This is a genomic window from Pigmentiphaga sp., from assembly GCF_033795525.1.
Lineage (GTDB): Bacteria > Pseudomonadota > Gammaproteobacteria > Burkholderiales > Burkholderiaceae_B > Pigmentiphaga.
The window spans coordinates 590,983-606,296 of record NZ_JARYGM010000001.1 but is presented as its reverse complement, the minus strand read 5'-3'; the positions used below and the strand labels follow the sequence as shown (position 1 = coordinate 606,296).

The 15,314-nt window shown below is 65.9% G+C and carries 15 protein-coding genes; 6 read left to right on the top strand and 9 right to left on the bottom strand.

What is annotated here, in order from left to right:
- Positions 1 to 15: 15 nt before the first annotated feature.
- From QHC78_RS02890 to QHC78_RS02870, 5 genes are all read right to left on the bottom strand, one after another.
- Positions 16 to 1,368: an amidase gene (locus QHC78_RS02890; RefSeq protein WP_319742370.1), complete on the bottom strand. Its 1,353-nt coding sequence runs from the start codon at positions 1,366 to 1,368 to the stop codon at positions 16 to 18.
- Between the two features lie 13 nt (positions 1,369 to 1,381).
- On the bottom strand, positions 1,382 to 1,768 hold the full coding sequence (locus tag QHC78_RS02885) for a cupin domain-containing protein (RefSeq protein ID WP_319742369.1): 387 nt from the start codon (positions 1,766 to 1,768) through the stop codon (positions 1,382 to 1,384).
- Between the two features lie 27 nt (positions 1,769 to 1,795).
- A complete protein-coding gene (locus tag QHC78_RS02880) occupies positions 1,796 to 2,470 on the bottom strand; it encodes a DUF2848 domain-containing protein (RefSeq protein WP_319742368.1) in 675 nt (224 codons plus the stop codon).
- Positions 2,471 to 2,551: 81 nt separating this feature from the next.
- Complete coding sequence (locus tag QHC78_RS02875) at positions 2,552 to 3,520, bottom strand: Bug family tripartite tricarboxylate transporter substrate binding protein (RefSeq protein WP_319742367.1); 969 nt, start codon at positions 3,518 to 3,520, stop codon at positions 2,552 to 2,554.
- A 52-nt stretch (positions 3,521 to 3,572) separates the two neighbouring features.
- Positions 3,573 to 4,781 carry an FAD-dependent oxidoreductase gene (locus QHC78_RS02870; RefSeq protein WP_319742366.1) on the bottom strand — a complete coding sequence of 403 codons (1,209 nt, stop codon included), beginning with the start codon at positions 4,779 to 4,781 and terminating at the stop codon, positions 3,573 to 3,575.
- 101 nt (positions 4,782 to 4,882) lie between these two features.
- On the opposite strand from QHC78_RS02870, the gene QHC78_RS02865 reads away from it, so the two are divergent.
- Entirely contained in the window at positions 4,883 to 5,869 is a 987-nt protein-coding gene (locus QHC78_RS02865; protein ID WP_319742365.1) for a LysR substrate-binding domain-containing protein, read from the top strand.
- Here QHC78_RS02865 and QHC78_RS02860 read toward each other — a convergent pair.
- Together QHC78_RS02860 and QHC78_RS02855 are read right to left on the bottom strand one after the other, a co-directional pair.
- Positions 5,769 to 6,872, bottom strand: a complete 1,104-nt coding sequence (locus tag QHC78_RS02860; protein WP_319742364.1) for a mandelate racemase/muconate lactonizing enzyme family protein — start codon at positions 6,870 to 6,872, stop codon at positions 5,769 to 5,771. The genes QHC78_RS02865 and QHC78_RS02860 overlap by 101 nt on opposite strands.
- Positions 6,873 to 6,876: 4 nt before the next feature.
- Positions 6,877 to 7,854 (bottom strand): tripartite tricarboxylate transporter substrate binding protein, encoded by a 978-nt coding sequence (locus tag QHC78_RS02855; protein WP_319742363.1) that lies wholly within the window; start codon positions 7,852 to 7,854, stop codon positions 6,877 to 6,879.
- 211 nt (positions 7,855 to 8,065) lie between these two features.
- Between QHC78_RS02855 and QHC78_RS02850 the strand changes: the two genes are divergently transcribed.
- Positions 8,066 to 9,079, top strand: coding sequence for an LLM class flavin-dependent oxidoreductase (locus tag QHC78_RS02850; RefSeq protein ID WP_319742362.1), 1,014 nt, complete (start codon positions 8,066 to 8,068; stop codon positions 9,077 to 9,079).
- A gap of 18 nt (positions 9,080 to 9,097) precedes the next feature.
- Here QHC78_RS02850 and QHC78_RS02845 read toward each other — a convergent pair whose 3' ends face one another.
- Positions 9,098 to 9,463 carry a DOPA 4,5-dioxygenase family protein gene (locus QHC78_RS02845; protein ID WP_319742361.1) on the bottom strand — a complete coding sequence of 122 codons (366 nt, stop codon included), beginning with the start codon at positions 9,461 to 9,463 and terminating at the stop codon, positions 9,098 to 9,100.
- Between the two features lie 74 nt (positions 9,464 to 9,537).
- Here QHC78_RS02845 and QHC78_RS02840 point away from each other — a divergent pair, with 74 nt between their 5' ends.
- The 3 genes from QHC78_RS02840 to QHC78_RS02830 all read left to right on the top strand — a co-directional run bounded on the left by QHC78_RS02840 (position 9,538) and on the right by QHC78_RS02830 (position 12,313).
- Entirely contained in the window at positions 9,538 to 10,311 is a 774-nt protein-coding gene (locus QHC78_RS02840; protein WP_319742360.1) for an SDR family NAD(P)-dependent oxidoreductase, read from the top strand.
- A 125-nt stretch (positions 10,312 to 10,436) separates the two neighbouring features.
- The gene (locus tag QHC78_RS02835) at positions 10,437 to 10,874 is read left to right on the top strand and encodes a MarR family winged helix-turn-helix transcriptional regulator (protein ID WP_319742359.1); all 438 of its coding nucleotides are present in this window, start codon (positions 10,437 to 10,439) and stop codon (positions 10,872 to 10,874) included.
- Between the two features lie 71 nt (positions 10,875 to 10,945).
- Positions 10,946 to 12,313, top strand: a complete 1,368-nt coding sequence (locus QHC78_RS02830; protein ID WP_319742736.1) for a DHA2 family efflux MFS transporter permease subunit — start codon at positions 10,946 to 10,948, stop codon at positions 12,311 to 12,313.
- On the opposite strand, the gene fumC is transcribed toward QHC78_RS02830, so the two are convergent.
- Positions 12,297 to 13,688 carry a class II fumarate hydratase gene (fumC, locus tag QHC78_RS02825; RefSeq protein WP_319742358.1) on the bottom strand — a complete coding sequence of 464 codons (1,392 nt, stop codon included), beginning with the start codon at positions 13,686 to 13,688 and terminating at the stop codon, positions 12,297 to 12,299. The two genes, QHC78_RS02830 and fumC, sit on opposite strands and share 17 nt — an antisense overlap.
- 138 nt (positions 13,689 to 13,826) lie before the next feature.
- Between fumC and pap the strand changes: the two genes are divergently transcribed.
- Positions 13,827 to 15,296: a polyphosphate:AMP phosphotransferase gene (gene pap, locus QHC78_RS02820; RefSeq protein ID WP_319742357.1), complete on the top strand. Its 1,470-nt coding sequence runs from the start codon at positions 13,827 to 13,829 to the stop codon at positions 15,294 to 15,296.
- Positions 15,297 to 15,314 lie beyond the last annotated feature (18 nt).

Here is a 15,314-nt window from a genome sequence, read left to right as displayed (position 1 = left end):
GGGCGGCATGCCCGCTCAGCGGGCCGCGAACAAGGCTTCTACCGCCCGCGCCGCGGCAAAGAGACGGCGGTCTTGGCCGGTCCTGGCGGCCAGCATCAGGCCCACGGGCGCGGTGTCCGGTTCGTGGCAGGGAAGCGAGATGGCGCATCCGTCCATGAAATTGATGAAGGTCGGATTGCGCAGCATCAGCAAGTTGATCCGGCCATACGCGTCGTCATCGGCCAGTTCCGCCAGCGTGGGAGCGATGATGGGCACCGTCGGACAGGCGATGATGTCGAACGCCTCGAAATGACGGGCCGTGCGGCGGATCCAGTCGGCGCGCCGCTGGTGCAGTTCGGCTACGTCGGCCGGGGTCTGCTGAGCGCCTTTCTCGATCCGGACCTTGACCCGGGGATCGTAGAGGTCGCCATGCCGGGCCATCATGTCGCGATGCACGGGATAGGCCTCGGCCGCGGTATAGCCGCCCTTGGCGTTGATCTCTGCTACTTCGCCGAATTCGGCAAAGGGTGTGTCGATGAGTACCGCCCCGGCTTGCGACAGGCGATGCAGCGCCGCCTGGAAAGTGGCCGCGACATGGCTGTCGAGGTTGTCCAGCACGATGGTCTGCGGGACGCCGATACGCAGGCCGGAAAGCGGCGCCCGTTCGGTAAGGTAGACCGGGTCGCCGGACAGGATGGCGTCGACGATGGCGCAGCAATTGACGGTGGGACCGATGCCGCCGATGCTGTCCAGCGTGGTGGACAGCGGGAAGGCGCCGGTCTTGGAGACGCGCGAGGCGGTGGGCTTGAAGCCGGTCAGGCCGGTGACCGCAGCAGGGATGCGGCACGACCCGCCGGTGTCCGTGCCCAGTCCGACGGCTGCCATGCCGTCGGTGACCGAGATCGCCGCACCCGAGGACGAGCCGCCGGGAATGCGGCCGGTCTGCCGGTCATAAGGATTGAGCGGCGTCCCGTAGTGCGGGTTGAGTCCCAGCCCCGAGTAGGCGAACTCGGTCATGTTGGAGCGGCCGATGATGACGAAGCCCGCTTCGCGCAGCCGCGCGACCGCGACGGCGTCGCGGGCGGCCGGCGCATCCTTGGCCAGCACGCGCGAACCCGCCGTGGTGACTTGCCCCTCGATGTCGAATAGATCCTTGATGGAGACGGGAATGCCGGCATAGCGCCGGGTGCGCTCCCCGCGCGCACGTGCCTGGTCGATTTCGTCCGCAGCGCGGCGGGCGCCGTCGGCGTCCACCCGGATGTAGACGCGGGGGCCCTCGCCGGACGGGTCCTCGATGCGGGCGAGGCAGTCTTCGACCAGCGCGCGGCTGGTCAGCCTGCCGGCATCCAGCGCGGCACTCAGTTCTTCAAGAGGAATCAATGGCGACATCGCGGTTTCTCGATCATGCAGGATCGTAATAGTGTATTTCGAGTAGCAGGCATCCGTCATTGGACTTGAACGGACCGTGCCAGGCACCGGGGGGACGCACGGCGTAGGTGTAGCCGGAGAAGGGCGTGCCGCCTTCGCCGTTCTCGTCATTGCCCACGGTCAGGTCGCCGCTGACCAGGAACACTTCTTCCCAGTAGTCGTGGACGATGGCCTGCTTGGTGTGGAAACCCGGAGGGAAGCGCAGCAGGCGGGTGCGGCTGCCGCGTTTGTTGAGTTCGTCGAGCGAACCGGACAGGATTTTCTCCATCGCCCCGGTGGCCGGGTCGTAGCCCGCGGGCAGTTGCCAGCCGCTCTCCATGTCGAGCGTGTGGAATTCATCGTGTTTCTTGGTGACAGCCATGAAGTGCTCCTGGTGGTCTGAGTGATATCAACCCGCTACCGGCAGTGCTTCCACGCGGTATCCGTGGCGCAGCGTCCGGTTCAGGACGGGATCGTGCAGTTCGAACTCGAAGCTGGGCGAGAAGCGGATGCCGCCCTTCGCGGCCAGCGTGCCGCAGAACATGATGCCGCCTTCCGGCAAGCTGCCGTCGGCATAGCCCGCGATGAGGTCCCGCGGATCCTGCATGGTGGTGACGGGGCCTTCCTGGTAGGCGACGCGCTGCCCATGCTCTTCGATGGTGGAGCGCAGCTGCAGGGCGTCCCAATGGCCGGCGACGTCATCGAACAGCCACCAGTCGGTTCCGATGGGCTTTTCGCATAGTTGTTTGGAGATGGTGACGCCTATGGTTTCGACCTTGCGGTCCGTATGGTCCGACCCTATGCCTACCCACAACCGTCCCTCGGCTCGCAGCATGACGAACTCGACTTCGCCGCTGGAGTCCAACCCGCTTACTTCGATGCGCGGCTGCGTGGTCAGGCGCGCGGCAGCGACGCGGTAGTAGACCGGGGTGGTGGCGGGGCGGGGAACGCCCAGCTCTTCCAGTTCGGCAATGTGTTTTTCCATGGCGGCTCGGTCGCGGCCGGTCCAGCCGGCAATCACGGCATGAGCGATGGACGCGTCGTACTGGCGGGTGCCGTCGCGGGTGATGAGATTCAGTAGCATGGTGGGCTCATTGAGGAATGCCGGCCCTGGCCGCCCACGGGAAAGGGCGGCCAGGGCCGGCAGAAAGACAAGGTGGCGATGTCAATCCAGGCGGGCGTTGGCGGCCTTGACCACTTTCTGCCAGTGCGCGGATTCCTCGGCGATGAAGGCGCGGAATTCGTCCGGCTTGTCGGCGATGATGGTCAGCCCCATGGATTGCAGGCGCGCCGTGACTTCCGGATTGCGCAAGGCCTTGGCGAATTCCGTGTTCAGACGGTCGACGATGGGGCGCGGCGTGCCGGCGGGGGCAAGAAAGCTGTACCAGTTGCCGGCCTGTACGTCCGCGTAGCCCGCATCGGTAGAGGTGGGAATCTCCGGCGCGAGCGGCGAACGCTCCTTGGCAGTGAGCGCAATGGCTTTCAGCCGGCCGCTCTTGACGTACTGGACGACGTTGGAGAAGTTGTCGCACATCAACGCCACGCGGCCGGCCAGCACGTCCTGCATGGCTGGCGCCGGGCCCTGGTAGGGCACGTGCACCAGGTCCACGCCCGCGGTGGACTTGAGCGATTCGCCGCACAAGTGGCTGGTGCTGCCGTTGCCCGCGGAGGCAAAGGTCAGGTCGCCCGGTTTCTGCCTGGCGAGGTTGACCAGTTCCTTGAGGTCCGAGGCGGCGACGCTGGGATGGGCCACCACTACGTTGGGCGTGGAGGCGGCGTTGATGATGGGCTCGAAGTCCTTGGTGGGCGAGTAGGACAGCTTGGTATAGACCCACGGATTGATGGCCAGCACGCCGGTGGTGGCCATCAGCAGCGTATAGCCGTCGGCCGCCGAGGACGCGACCTTGGCCGCGCCCAGCGAACCATTGGCGCCCGGCCGGTTCTCGACGACTACCGTGGTACCCAGCGCCTGGGACAGATGGGGAGCCAGCAGGCGCGGGATGATGTCACTCGTGCTGCCGGGAGGGAACGGCGTAACGATGGTGATGGTGCGGTTGGGGTACGAGTCGCCCCACGCCGGCATCGCGAACGACGCCAGCGCGAGCATACTGCTTAGTGCTAGCTTGCTGAACATGCAGAACTCCCGATGGAGAAACGAGTAGAAGGATGGAGCGCGGCGGCGAGGCTCACGCGCCCTGGTGCATCTCGGGCCGTCGCAGGCTGCTGATCATGGAAACCTTCAACAGATATTCCTTGGCCAGCTGCCCGTCGCCGGCGGTGCGCGTCATCTCCTCGCGCCAGGTCCTTTGTTCCAGTTCGTCCCGCGTTTCAAGATTTTTCTTGTTCGCGATGGTGATCTTGTTCACGTAGTCGAGGGCCACCGGCCGCCGCTCCGCTTCGTACCGATCGAGCAGCGCGTCCTCGGCCTGGCCGAGGCAGACGCGGGCGAGCTTGTCGGCGATATTGAAAGCATCATGTATGCCACCGTTCATCCCCATGCCGCCCAGCGGATTGTTCAGGTGGGCGGCATCGCCGGCCAGGAAGGCCCGGCCGACCCGGTAGCGCGGCGCGACGCGCTGGTGGACCGAGTAGATGGTGCGGTGCTCGATCTTGTATTCCTCGGGGCGCGCGTACACGCGCTGCAGCCGGCGCTGGATGCTGGCATCCGACAGGATGTCGGCGTCCTGCTCGTCGGCGCCCACCGGCAGCATGACGCGCCACAGCCCCGGCACACGCAACAGGAAGAACCACTCCTCGGGATCGGCGAAATAGCTCACCTCGGCCAGGCCGGGAATGACGTCGGCGAAATCGAACGGCGTGCTGGCTACCAGGAAGCGCTCGCTCCAGGTAAAGCCTTCCAGCACCACGCCGAGCAGGTCGCGCACGGCGCTGCGGCCGCCGTCAGCGCCGATCAGCCAGGTGCCGCGCTCGGTGGAAGACTCGCCGGCAGCGTTCTGGACGGTGAGCGTGACTCCCTGGCCATCCTGCTCGACGTTCGTCACGCGGGCGTCGAACCGTACGCTGGCATGCGGAATGCGCGAGAGGCGGTCGACCAGCAGGGCGTTCAGCTTGAACTGTTCGCATTGCAGCCGGTAGGGGTGCTGGGTTTCATCGCTGATGCTGCCGAAATTGAATTCGGCGACCCAACCCTTGCGGTCGCGGTATTGCATCCGCGGCGCGACTAATCCCATGTTGATGAGTAATTTCGAAACATCGAGACGCGCCAGCAGATCGAGCGTGGCGGGCTGGAAGGTCGAGGCCCGCAGGGTTTGCGGCAGGTTCGGCTCGGCTTCGAAGACCGTTACGGGAATACCCGCATCGGCCAATACGTTAGCGGCCACCAGGCCGACAGGGCCGGCGCCGGCGATCAGGACTCGTTCGTTCTTTGCGGTCATGGCTTGCTGCTGTGTGGAGGGATCGGCACATACTAGGAGGCTTGTTCCGGCCGCAGCAAACGATTTATTCTGGAGACATCTTGAGTTTTTGGAATGAACCAATGCGACGCAGGTTGCCCAGTATTGGTGCGCTGACGGCCTTCGATGCAGCGGCCCGGCACCTCAGCATTACGCGCGCCGCCGCCGAGCTGGCGCTGACCGAAAGCGCCGTCTCGCGGCAAATCTCGCTGCTGGAAGAGCAACTCGGCGTCAGGCTTTTCCATCGCATCAAGAAGCGCATCTCGCTCACTCGCGCGGGCGCCATGTACAGCGCCCGGGTGGTGCAGACCATCGAGCGCATCGAGCGCGATACCTTGGAAGTCATGGGGCACGAAGGCGACGGCGCGGTGCTGGAGGTGGCCGCGCTGCCAACGGTGGGATCGCAGTGGCTGGTGCCGCGGCTGGTTTCTTTCTACGCGCTGCAGCCCGAAGTGACGGTGCACGTCAGCGCGCGCAGCACCCGTTTCTTCTTCAGCGAGAGCGCGCTCGACGGCGCCTTGTATTTTGGCGCGCCCGACTGGGCCGGCGCCCGCACCGATTACCTGTTCGACGAAGTATTGTTGCCGGTGGGCAGCCCCTCGCTGCTGGAAGGCGAGGTTTCGCTGCGTCCGGAGACCGTCGTCCGCCGCCGGCTGCTGCATTTGATGACCCGTCCGGAAGCCTGGCGCCGTTGGTGCGATACGGCCGGACTGGGTAACGTCAATGTGATGCGCGGCCCGCGGTTCGAGGTGCAATCCATGCTGATCAGCGCCGCCTGTGCCGGAATGGGGGTCGCATTGCTGCCGCGTTTCCTGATTGGCGACCAGCTGCGGTCGGGCAAGCTGAAGGTGTTGTCCAACCTTCCGGTTCGCAGCGAGGGCGCCTATTACTTCGCGTACCCGGAGGAAAAGGCGACGGACCCCACCCTCACGAACTTCCGCGCCTGGCTGCAGGATCAGTGCGAGGCTTTCAGGCGTCGAGCCGGAGCCGGTAGCGAGCCAGGTGTTCCGGGTCTATCCAGCCTTCCACGCCGGGCGCGGCGGGGAGTTCGATCCGGCCTTGCCGGATGACCGGCTGCTGCGCGGCGATTTGCTCGGTCAGGCCCAGGAAGAATGTCTGTTCCGCGGGGAAGGCGCAGTGCTTGGCCGGAACGGCCGCTGCTTGCTGCAGGTTGATGAGCGTGCCGAGCGCGCTTTCGGCGTAGATGCCGGTCGCCACGCCGGCGCCGTATTGCCGTGCCAGGCTCCCTATGGCCATCGCCTCGGTCATGCCGACGCGGCCGGGTTTGGCGCTCAGCGCCCGAGCGCCGCGTTCGAGGAACAAGGCGGCGTCCGCCGCCGTGGTGCAGGACCGGTCCACGATGATGGGGAGCGGCGTACTTTGCTGCAGCGCTTCGAAATGCGCGTCCGGACACAGCGGGCACGGATCTTCCGCCGCCTGCACGCCCTCGTCGGACAGCAACCGCAGGTAGGCGGCGGCCTCGTCCCGGCCGTAGGCGGAGTTGGCGTCCACGCTGAACACCGCATCGTCGCCCGCGGCGCGGCGGATGGCCCGCAGCGCCTGCCGGTCGATGTCCATGCCCTGGCCGCCTTTGACCTTGAAGGCGCGTATGCCATGGCGCGAGGCGACCTCGGCGGCTTCGCGCGCCATGATCCCGGGCGGCCGGCGGGTCAGTGTCCACGACACTTCCACTTCCTGCGTGCCGCCCCAGTATTGCCATAAAGGCTGCTCCGCGCGTGCAGCAGCCAACATCCAGCAGGCGGTTTCCAGCATGCCCTTGGCGAGCCGGTTTTCGGGCAGCGCCGCCAGCGCCTGGTGGACGGCCTGGGCATCGGCGAGGTCCGTGCCGTGGACCGCCGGCATGATGAGATCGCGGAATGCCGCCGACAGCGAAGCCGGCGAGACGCCGGACCAGGTCGCCTTGACGGTGCCCTCGGCCAGGCCGGCAAAGCCGTCATCGGATTCCAGGCGCAGCAAGGCGTAGACGCCCGCGTCCTCGATCGCGTTGGCCCAAACGATACGGTCACGGTAGGCCAGGCGATAGAAGTCCAGCGACCAGCGGGCGATTTTCATGACCTCAATCCATGCGGATATTGGCCTTTTTGACCAGCTTGCCCCAGATTTCCATCTCGCGTTCGACGTGGGCCTTGAATTCCCCGGGCGTGGTACCGAGCATCTGCACGCCTTCCGACTTGAATTGTTCCTTGAAGTCGGGCGACTGCACGATCTTGACCAATTCGCGATTGAGCTTGTCCACGATGGGCTGCGGCGTGCCGGCCGGCGCGACATAGCCCCACCAGCCCGAGGCATCGTAGCCGGGGAAGGTTTCGGCGATGGTGGGCACGTCCGGCAGGACCGACATGCGCTCCTTGCCCGTGACGGCGATCGCCTTCACGCGGCCGGGCTTGAGATAGTTCATCGCCCCGGTGTAGGTGCTGAAGGACAGCTGCACCTGTCCGCTGCTCAGGTCGTTCAAGCCCTGCGCCAGCCCCTTGTAGGGAACGTGCATGAGATCGATCTTGGCCATGTCCTTGAGCAATTCACCCATCAGGTGGGCGCTGCCGCCGTTGCCGGTCGAGGCATAGGAAATCGTGCCTGGCTTGGACTTCGCCAGCGCCACCAGCTCGGGCACCGTATTGGCGGGCAGGTTAGGCGTCGCGATCATGACATATGGCGAGGTGCCCACCAGCGTGATGAAGCTGAAGCTCTTGATCGTGTCGTAAGGCAGCTTCGACATCAGGTTCGGGTTGATGGAGTGGGCCGCTGCGGTCTGCAGCAGGGTGTAGCCGTCCGGATCGGCCCGGGCCACGTACTCGGTACCGATCACGGTGCCGCCTCCGGGCTTGTTCTCGACCACGACGCTCTGCTTGAGCGACTCGGAAAGCCGCTGGGCGATCCGGCGGGCCAGGACGTCGTTGATGGCCCCGGGGGTATAGGGAACGATGATGCGTATCGGCCGCGAAGGATACTCGGCGGCAGATTCGGCCTGGGCCGGCAGGGCGGCGGCCATGGCAACGGCAATTGCGCCCGCGCGCAGGAATGGGGTGACGGACATGTGGCCTCCTCGTATCGGCATCCGGCCGCAGCGTCTCCGGTAGCGGCCGTGATTGTTGTGTATATCAACTATGGACGCCCGCAACGATACATGAACAAGTTGTCGATTTCAACTATATAAACCCTGAATCGGTAAGGTCTTCTGGGTCACGGAGGCGGCCGGAGGGTTACGATGCCCGGACGCTTTTTGATTTCCGCGTGCCGGAGCTGCAATGACCGCACTGTCGATTCTTGATCTTTCCCCTATCTGCGAGGGCGGTACGGCCGCCGACGCATTCCGCAATACCCGCGACCTGGCGCAGCATGCCGAAGGCTGGGGGTACCGGCGCTATTGGCTGGCCGAGCACCACAACATGCCCGGCATCGCCAGCGCGGCGACATCGCTCGTGATTTCCCACGTTGCCGCAGCTACCCGCAGCATCCGGGTAGGCGCGGGCGGCATCATGCTGCCCAATCATTCACCGCTGCTGATCGCCGAGCAATTCGGTACGCTGGCGTCGCTCTACCCGGGGCGCATCGACTTGGGGCTGGGCCGGGCGCCGGGATCCGACCAGGCCACGGCGCGGGCATTGCGCCGCCACGGTGTCGATACGGCCGAGCGTTTTCCCCAGGACGTTGCCGAACTACAGGCCTATTTCCGGCCCCCCCGGCCAGGGCAGGCGGTGCAGGCGGTGCCGGGAGGCGGCCTGGACGTGCCGATCTGGCTGCTCGGTTCCAGTCTGTTCAGCGCCCAGCTCGCCGCCCAGCTCGGCCTGCCATTCGCGTTCGCCTCGCATTTCGCCCCCGGCTTCATGACGGCCGCCCTGGATCTCTATCGGAGCCGGTTCCAGCCCTCCGCGTCGCTGCACAAGCCCTATGTGATGCTGGGACTCAACGTATTCGCGGCCGCCACCGAGGCCGAGGCGCGCCGCCTTTTCACGTCACTGCAGTTGCAGTTCGTCAATCTCATACGGGGGACGCCCGGCAAGCTGAACCCGCCCGTGGACGACATCGACGGGGTCTGGAGCGCCGCCGAGCGTTCGCATGTCGAGCGTTCATTGGCCTGCACGGTGGTCGGGGACCTTGCCATGGTCCAGGAGGGAATGAGAGAGTTCGCCGAGCGCACCGGTGCCGATGAGTTGATGGTCACGGCCCAGGTGTACGATCATCACGCCCGCCTGGAATCGTTCCGGCTGACGGCCGAGGCGGCGCGGCAGCTGGGCTGGTTGGACCAGCCGCCAGCCTGATCCGTGCCGGCGGGCCGGTCAGTCGTCCCGTTCCGGCAACCGCTCGGCCCGTAGCGGAAGGACGTGGCCCAGCCAGAATCCGTGCTCCAGGTGGTCGCGCCGCGGAAAGCCGGTGTCCGGATGCACCAGGATGTCCAGTCCTTGCCGGTTCAGCATCAGCCAGGGAACCAGCGTGCCGAAGGTTTCCGGCTCGAACAGCAGTTGGTACATGGCCCGGCTGTGGGGGCCGACCGGTACGTCGTGCCACCGGCCGGCGCGTACCGGGAAGCGTTCGACCACCTGTTCGCGTACGATGGCCGCCGCCTGGCGCGTGGCCTGCGGATCGTAGTAGACGTGTGCGTGGAAGGCACGAATGATGGGTGTGTGGTCTGTATCTGGCTGCATGGCAGGGGCCGGCGGACGGTTGAGCGATGCGGCGGTCAGCCGCGCGTATATCTGATTCTATGACGGAGAGATAAGTGAAACTGGGACTCGAGGGAAAGGTCGCGGTGGTGACGGGTGCGACGGCCGGCATCGGGCTGGCCACGGCGCTCAAGTTTGTCGAGGAAGGCGCCAAGGTGGCCCTGTGCGCCCGCAATGCCGGGAAACTGGAGGCGACGATAGAGATGCTGCGCGGCAAAGGCGGGGATGTCTTCGGCCTGCCGACCGATGTTGCCAAGCCCGAGGAAATCGAACGGTTCTTCGCGGCCGTGGCGGCCCATTTCGGCCGTATCGACGTCCTCGTGAACAACGCCGGGACCTCCATGCGCGGCCCGTTCCTGGAACTGCAGGATGCCGAGTGGGATGCCGATCTCGAACTCAAGCTGTATGGCGCCATACGCTGTTCCCGCCTGGCGGTCGGGCACATGAAGCGGCAGGGAGGAGGGCGGATCGTCAATATCTCGACCATAGGCGGCAAGCAGCCGGGTGCCGCATCCATGCCCACCTCGGTGTCGCGCGCCGCCGGCCTGGCGCTGACCAAGGCCTTGTCCCGGGAATTCGCCGCCGACAACATCCTCGTGAACGCGGTGTGCATAGGGAAGATCAAGGCCGGCCAGCATGAACGCGCGGCGGCCGCGGCCGGCCGGGATCCCGACGATCTCTATCGGCAGTTCGCGCAAGACATCCCGCTACGACGCGTAGGGGAAGCGGAAGAGGCGGCCAACGTCATCGTGTTCCTGGCTTCCGACGCTGCCAGCTACGTAACGGGGTCCAGCATCAACCTGGACGGCGGTGCTTCGGCCGTGATGTAGCGTCTGGCCGGCAGCGGGCGGGCATGCCGCCCGCTGCCGGTTGCATTTGCCGCGCCGCAGCGATATAGTTAGTTCAACTAACTAACTTTTTACGGTGCGCGGGTCTATGCGGGCCGCACGGAATCATGCAGGACTTGTCGAGCAACGACGCCATCGAAATCGCCGCCCACTTGCGGCCGGCCATCTTGCGGCTGAACCGGCTGCTTCGGCGTGAAACCCAGGCGTTCGACGTTTCCCCCTTGGCCGTCATGCTGCTGTCGGCCATCGATAAAGAGCCCGGCATTGGCGTCAACGACCTGGCCAATCGCGAGAATACGCGGGCTGCCACCATGAGCGCCCACGTCAAGCAGTTGGAGGCGGCCGGCTACGTCCATCGCGACCAGACCCTGCATGCCGACAAGCGCCGCGTAGGGCTCGCCGTCACGCCTAAGGGCCGCAAGCTGGTGGCCGACGTGCGCAAGCGGCGCACCGATTGGCTGGCAGGGCGCATTGCCATGCTGGATCCTGAGTCCCGTGCCGCGCTTGGGCGGGCGGTGGCCGCCTTGGCGCGTCTGGGGGAGTGAAGGACATGTCTTCGTCGGCGGACAACCGGGCTTCCTTCGCGGCACGCATCGCGCGGCGCCTGTCGCCCATGATGGTGCCTTTGATCGTCGGCTGCGCGCTGTTCATGCAGATGCTCGATTCGACGGTCATCGCCACGGCCTTGCCCGCCATGGCCCACTCCCTGGGCGAGGACCCGGTCAAGCTCAATGTGGCCATCACGGCCTATTTGCTCAGCGCTGCCGTGTTCGTACCGATCTGCGGCTGGGCCGCCGACCGGTTCGGCGCCCGGCAGGTGTTTGCCTCGGCCATCGTCCTGTTCGCCGTCAGCTCAACGTTGTGCGGGCTGTCGCAGTCGTTGGGGCAACTCGTCGCCGGCCGCATGCTGCAAGGCTTCGCCGGTGCGATGATGGTGCCGGTGGGCCGCATCGTGCTGCTGCGTACCGTACCCAAGTCCGACCTGGTGCGCGCCATGTCCTTTCTCAGTATGCCGGCCTTGCTCGGCCCCATATTCGGGCCGGCGGTGGGCGGTTTCCTGGTCGAATACGGATCCTGGCGCTGGATCTTCTTCATGAACGTGCCCATCGGCATCCTCGGGGTCGTGCTGGTGCTGCGCTATATCAAGGACATCGACGGCGGCAAGCCTCAGCCGCTGGATTTCATCGGTTTCCTGCTCACGGCGGTCTGCCTCGGGACGCTGGTATTCTGCTTCGAGGCGGTCGGCCACGGTGTGCTGTCGTCCACCATGGTAATCGCGCTGCTGGTGCTGGGCGCCCTGTGCGGCGTGGCCTACGTGAAGCACGCCGAACGCTCGCCGCATCCCATCCTCGACTTCCGCCTGCTGAAAATCCCGACCTTCTCCATCTCGCTGCTGGGCGGCAACCTGTGCCGCCTGGCGGTCGGCGCGGTCCCCTTCCTGCTGGCGATGCAGTTGCAGGTGGCGTTCGGCATGGGGCCCTTCGCCGCCGGGCTGCTGACCTTCGCCGGCGCCGTGGGGGCGCTCATGATGAAGATGACCGCGAGTCCCATCATCAAGCGTTTCGGCTTTCGCCGCACCTTGGTCGTGAACGCCTTCCTCACCGGCATTTCCATTGTGGGCTGCGTGCTGTTCACGCCTGCGACCCCTCATGCGGTCATCATCATCGTGCTGTTGCTGGGCGGGTTCTTCCGGTCGCTGCAGTTGACGGGGGTCAACTCGCTGGCCTACGCCGACATCGGCCCGGATCAGATGGGCCGGGCCACGGGAATGGCCAGTGCGGTCCAGCAATTGGCGATCAGCCTAGGCGTGGCGGTGGCCGCCTTTGCGCTCAAGACCAGCATGGCGGCCCGCGGGACCACGGTCCTGGATGCGTACGACGTCATGCCGGGATACCTGGTGATCGGCGGCGCGATGGTGCTGTCCGTGCTGTTCTTCCGCCGCTTGGCGCCCGGCGCCGGCGCCGAGGTCAGCGGCCGTCGTTGACCATGTCTTTGGGTACCACCCACTGGGTGAATTGCTCTTCGGTCAGGTAGCCCAGCGCGAGGGCGGCTTCCTTGAGCGATAGGTTTTCCTTGTGCGCCTTCTTGGCGATCTGCGCCGCCTTGTCATAGCCGATGTGCGGATTGAGCGCGGTAACCAGCATCAGCGACCGCTCCACCAGCTCGGCAATACGTTCCGCATTGGGCTCGAGCCCCGCCACGCAATTCTTCTCGAAGCTCTCCATGCCGTCGGCGAGTAAGCGCACGGACTGCAGGAAGTTATGGACCAGCAGCGGCTTGAATACGTTGAGCTCGAAATTGCCGCTCGCGCCGCCGATGTTGATCGCGACATCGTTCCCCAGGACCTGCGCGCCCAGCATGGTCAGCGCTTCGGATTGGGTAGGGTTGACCTTGCCCGGCATGATGGAGCTGCCCGGTTCGTTTTCCGGAATGCGGATCTCACCCAGGCCCGAGCGCGGACCGCTGGCCAGCCAGCGTATGTCGTTGGCCAGTTTGATCAAGCCCGCAGCCAGGGTCTTGAGCGCGCCGTGGGCGAACAGCAGTCCTTCGTGTGAAGCCAAGGCCTGGAACTTGTTGGGCGCCGACTCGAACGGCAGGCCGGTTTCCCTGGCGAGTTCGGCCGCTACGCGCGCCCCGAACTCCGGATGGGTGTTCAGACCCGTGCCGACGGCGGTGCCGCCTATGGCCAGCTGCAGCAGACCGCGCTGGGTGTAGCGGATCTGTTCCTCGGCCAGCACCAGCTGCGCCTCGTGCCCTGAGAGTTCTTGTCCCAGCGTCAGCGGGGTGGCGTCCTGCAGGTGGGTACGTCCTATCTTCACGATGTCGGCATACGCGCGCGCCTTGTCGCCCAGGGTCTTGCGCAGGCGGGCCAGCGCCGGCAGCAGCCGGGTATGGACTTGCAGCGCGGCCGCCACGTGCATCGCGGTGGGAAACACGTCGTTGGACGACTGGCCGCGATTGACGTGGTCGTTCGGGTGGACCAGCCGCGCCTGGCCCCGTTGGCCGCCCAGCAGCTCGGAAGCGCGGTTGGCCAATACCTCGTTGACGTTCATGTTGGTCTGCGTGCCCGAGCCCGTCTGCCACACGCTGAGAGGAAATTCTCCGGACCAGCGGCCGGCCACGATTTCGTCGGCAGCCGACTCTATGGCCTTGGCTAGCTTGGGGTCGAGCAGCCCCAGTTCGGCATTGACCCGGGCGGCGGCACGCTTGACCTGGGCCAGCGCCACGATCAGCGGCTCGGGCATTTTTTCCGTCGAGATCGAAAAGAACTGCAGCGAACGCTGGGTCTGAGCGCCCCAGAGATGTTCGGCGGGAACGTCGATGGGGCCGAAGGTGTCTTTCTCAACACGCATGCTCATGTCTATCTCCTTGCCTGCCGGGAGCCCGGCGTGCGGGCCTGTTCCATTCAGGTTAGCAGAAGAGCCCTTGGGTTTGGCTTGTGCCCCCGATGGCGACTGTGGTAGACCAGGGGCGGTGCCACTTTGGGAGAGCGTACCGTGTTCGAGCGGGCTGAACTCGATCCAGCGATCGACGAAGAGGAGTACGAACGGCGCGAGCTTGCCCTCAGGACGGAGCTTCTGCAGCGGCAGTACGAGCTGCTGGAGAAACGAGACCGCGCCGTGCTGGTGGTCGTGGCGGGCATAGACGGCGCAGGCAAGGGGAGCACCATCAACCTGCTCAACGAATGGATGGACCCGCGGCACATACGCACGCAGGCCTTCGGCGAACCGACTCCCGAGGAAGCGCAGCGGCCGGCCATGTGGCGCTATTGGAACGCCTTGCCTGCCCGTGGACAAAGCGGCATCGTCTTTGACGCGTGGTATACGCCGCTACTGAAAGAGGCGGCCCGCAAGAGTCCCGACATGGAACGCATCCTTGCCATGGCGGCCAGGATCCGCCGTTTCGAGGCCATGCTCGCAGCCGAGCGGGTGCGCATCGTCAAGCTCTGGTATCACTTGTCGCGCAGGGCCCAGATTGCGCGCATCGACGAGCAGCTTGCCGACCCCGCCACCGCGTGGCGGGTGTCCGAGGCCGACCTTCGCGTGCGCAAGCGATTCAAGCGCCTGCGTGCCGCCGGCCGCATCGTGCTGGAGGCCACGCAGGCGCCCCACGCTTCCTGGCGAGTGGTGCCCGGCGCCGACGCCAGGCTGCGTACCGTGGAGACCGCCAGCGCAGTGCTCGATGCGCTGGCCGGTCCGCTTCCCGCCGTGGCGCGGCGTGCGCCACCGCCCGCGGTCGCGCTTCGCCGTCATCGGCGACTGGCGATGGCGCCGCGTCCAGGGGGTGGCAAGCTGGACGGCGACGCCTATGAAAAGCGGCTGGCGTCCTACCAGGCGCAATTGGCTGAGCATGCGCGCAGCAAGCGTTTTCAGCAGCGCTCGCTGGTGCTGGTGTTCGAGGGCGTGGATGCCGCCGGCAAGGGCGGTGCGATCCGCCGCGTGGCCCACGCGCTGGATGTGCGCCACTTCCGTATCGTGCCCGTGTCGGCGCCTACCGGGGAGGAGCGCGCCTACCCCTACTTGTGGCGGTTCTGGCGCCAGTTGCCGCTGCACGGCCGGGTATGCATGTTCGACCGTTCCTGGTATGGGCGGGTACTGGTGGAGCGTGTCGATGCGCTCATAACGCCCGCGGCATGGCGACGGGCCTATGCCGAGATCAACGATTTCGAAGATCAATTGGTCCGCAGCGGAGCGCTGGTCCTCAAGTTCTGGCTCTCGGTTTCGCGCGATGAACAACTGCGCCGTTTTCGCGAACGGCGCGAGTCCCCTTTCAAGAGCTTCAAGCTCACCCCGGACGATTGGCGCAACCGCCGCAAATGGGGTGAGTACATGGACGCGGCCCGCGACATGGTGGCGCGCACCGACACCCTGCATGCCCCGTGGTTCATTGTTGCCCATGACGACAAGCGGACCGCGCGCCTGCAGGTGCTCGAGCACATCGTGCAGGCGCTGGACGACCTCAAGTAGTTGGCCGGGGCCTGGCCG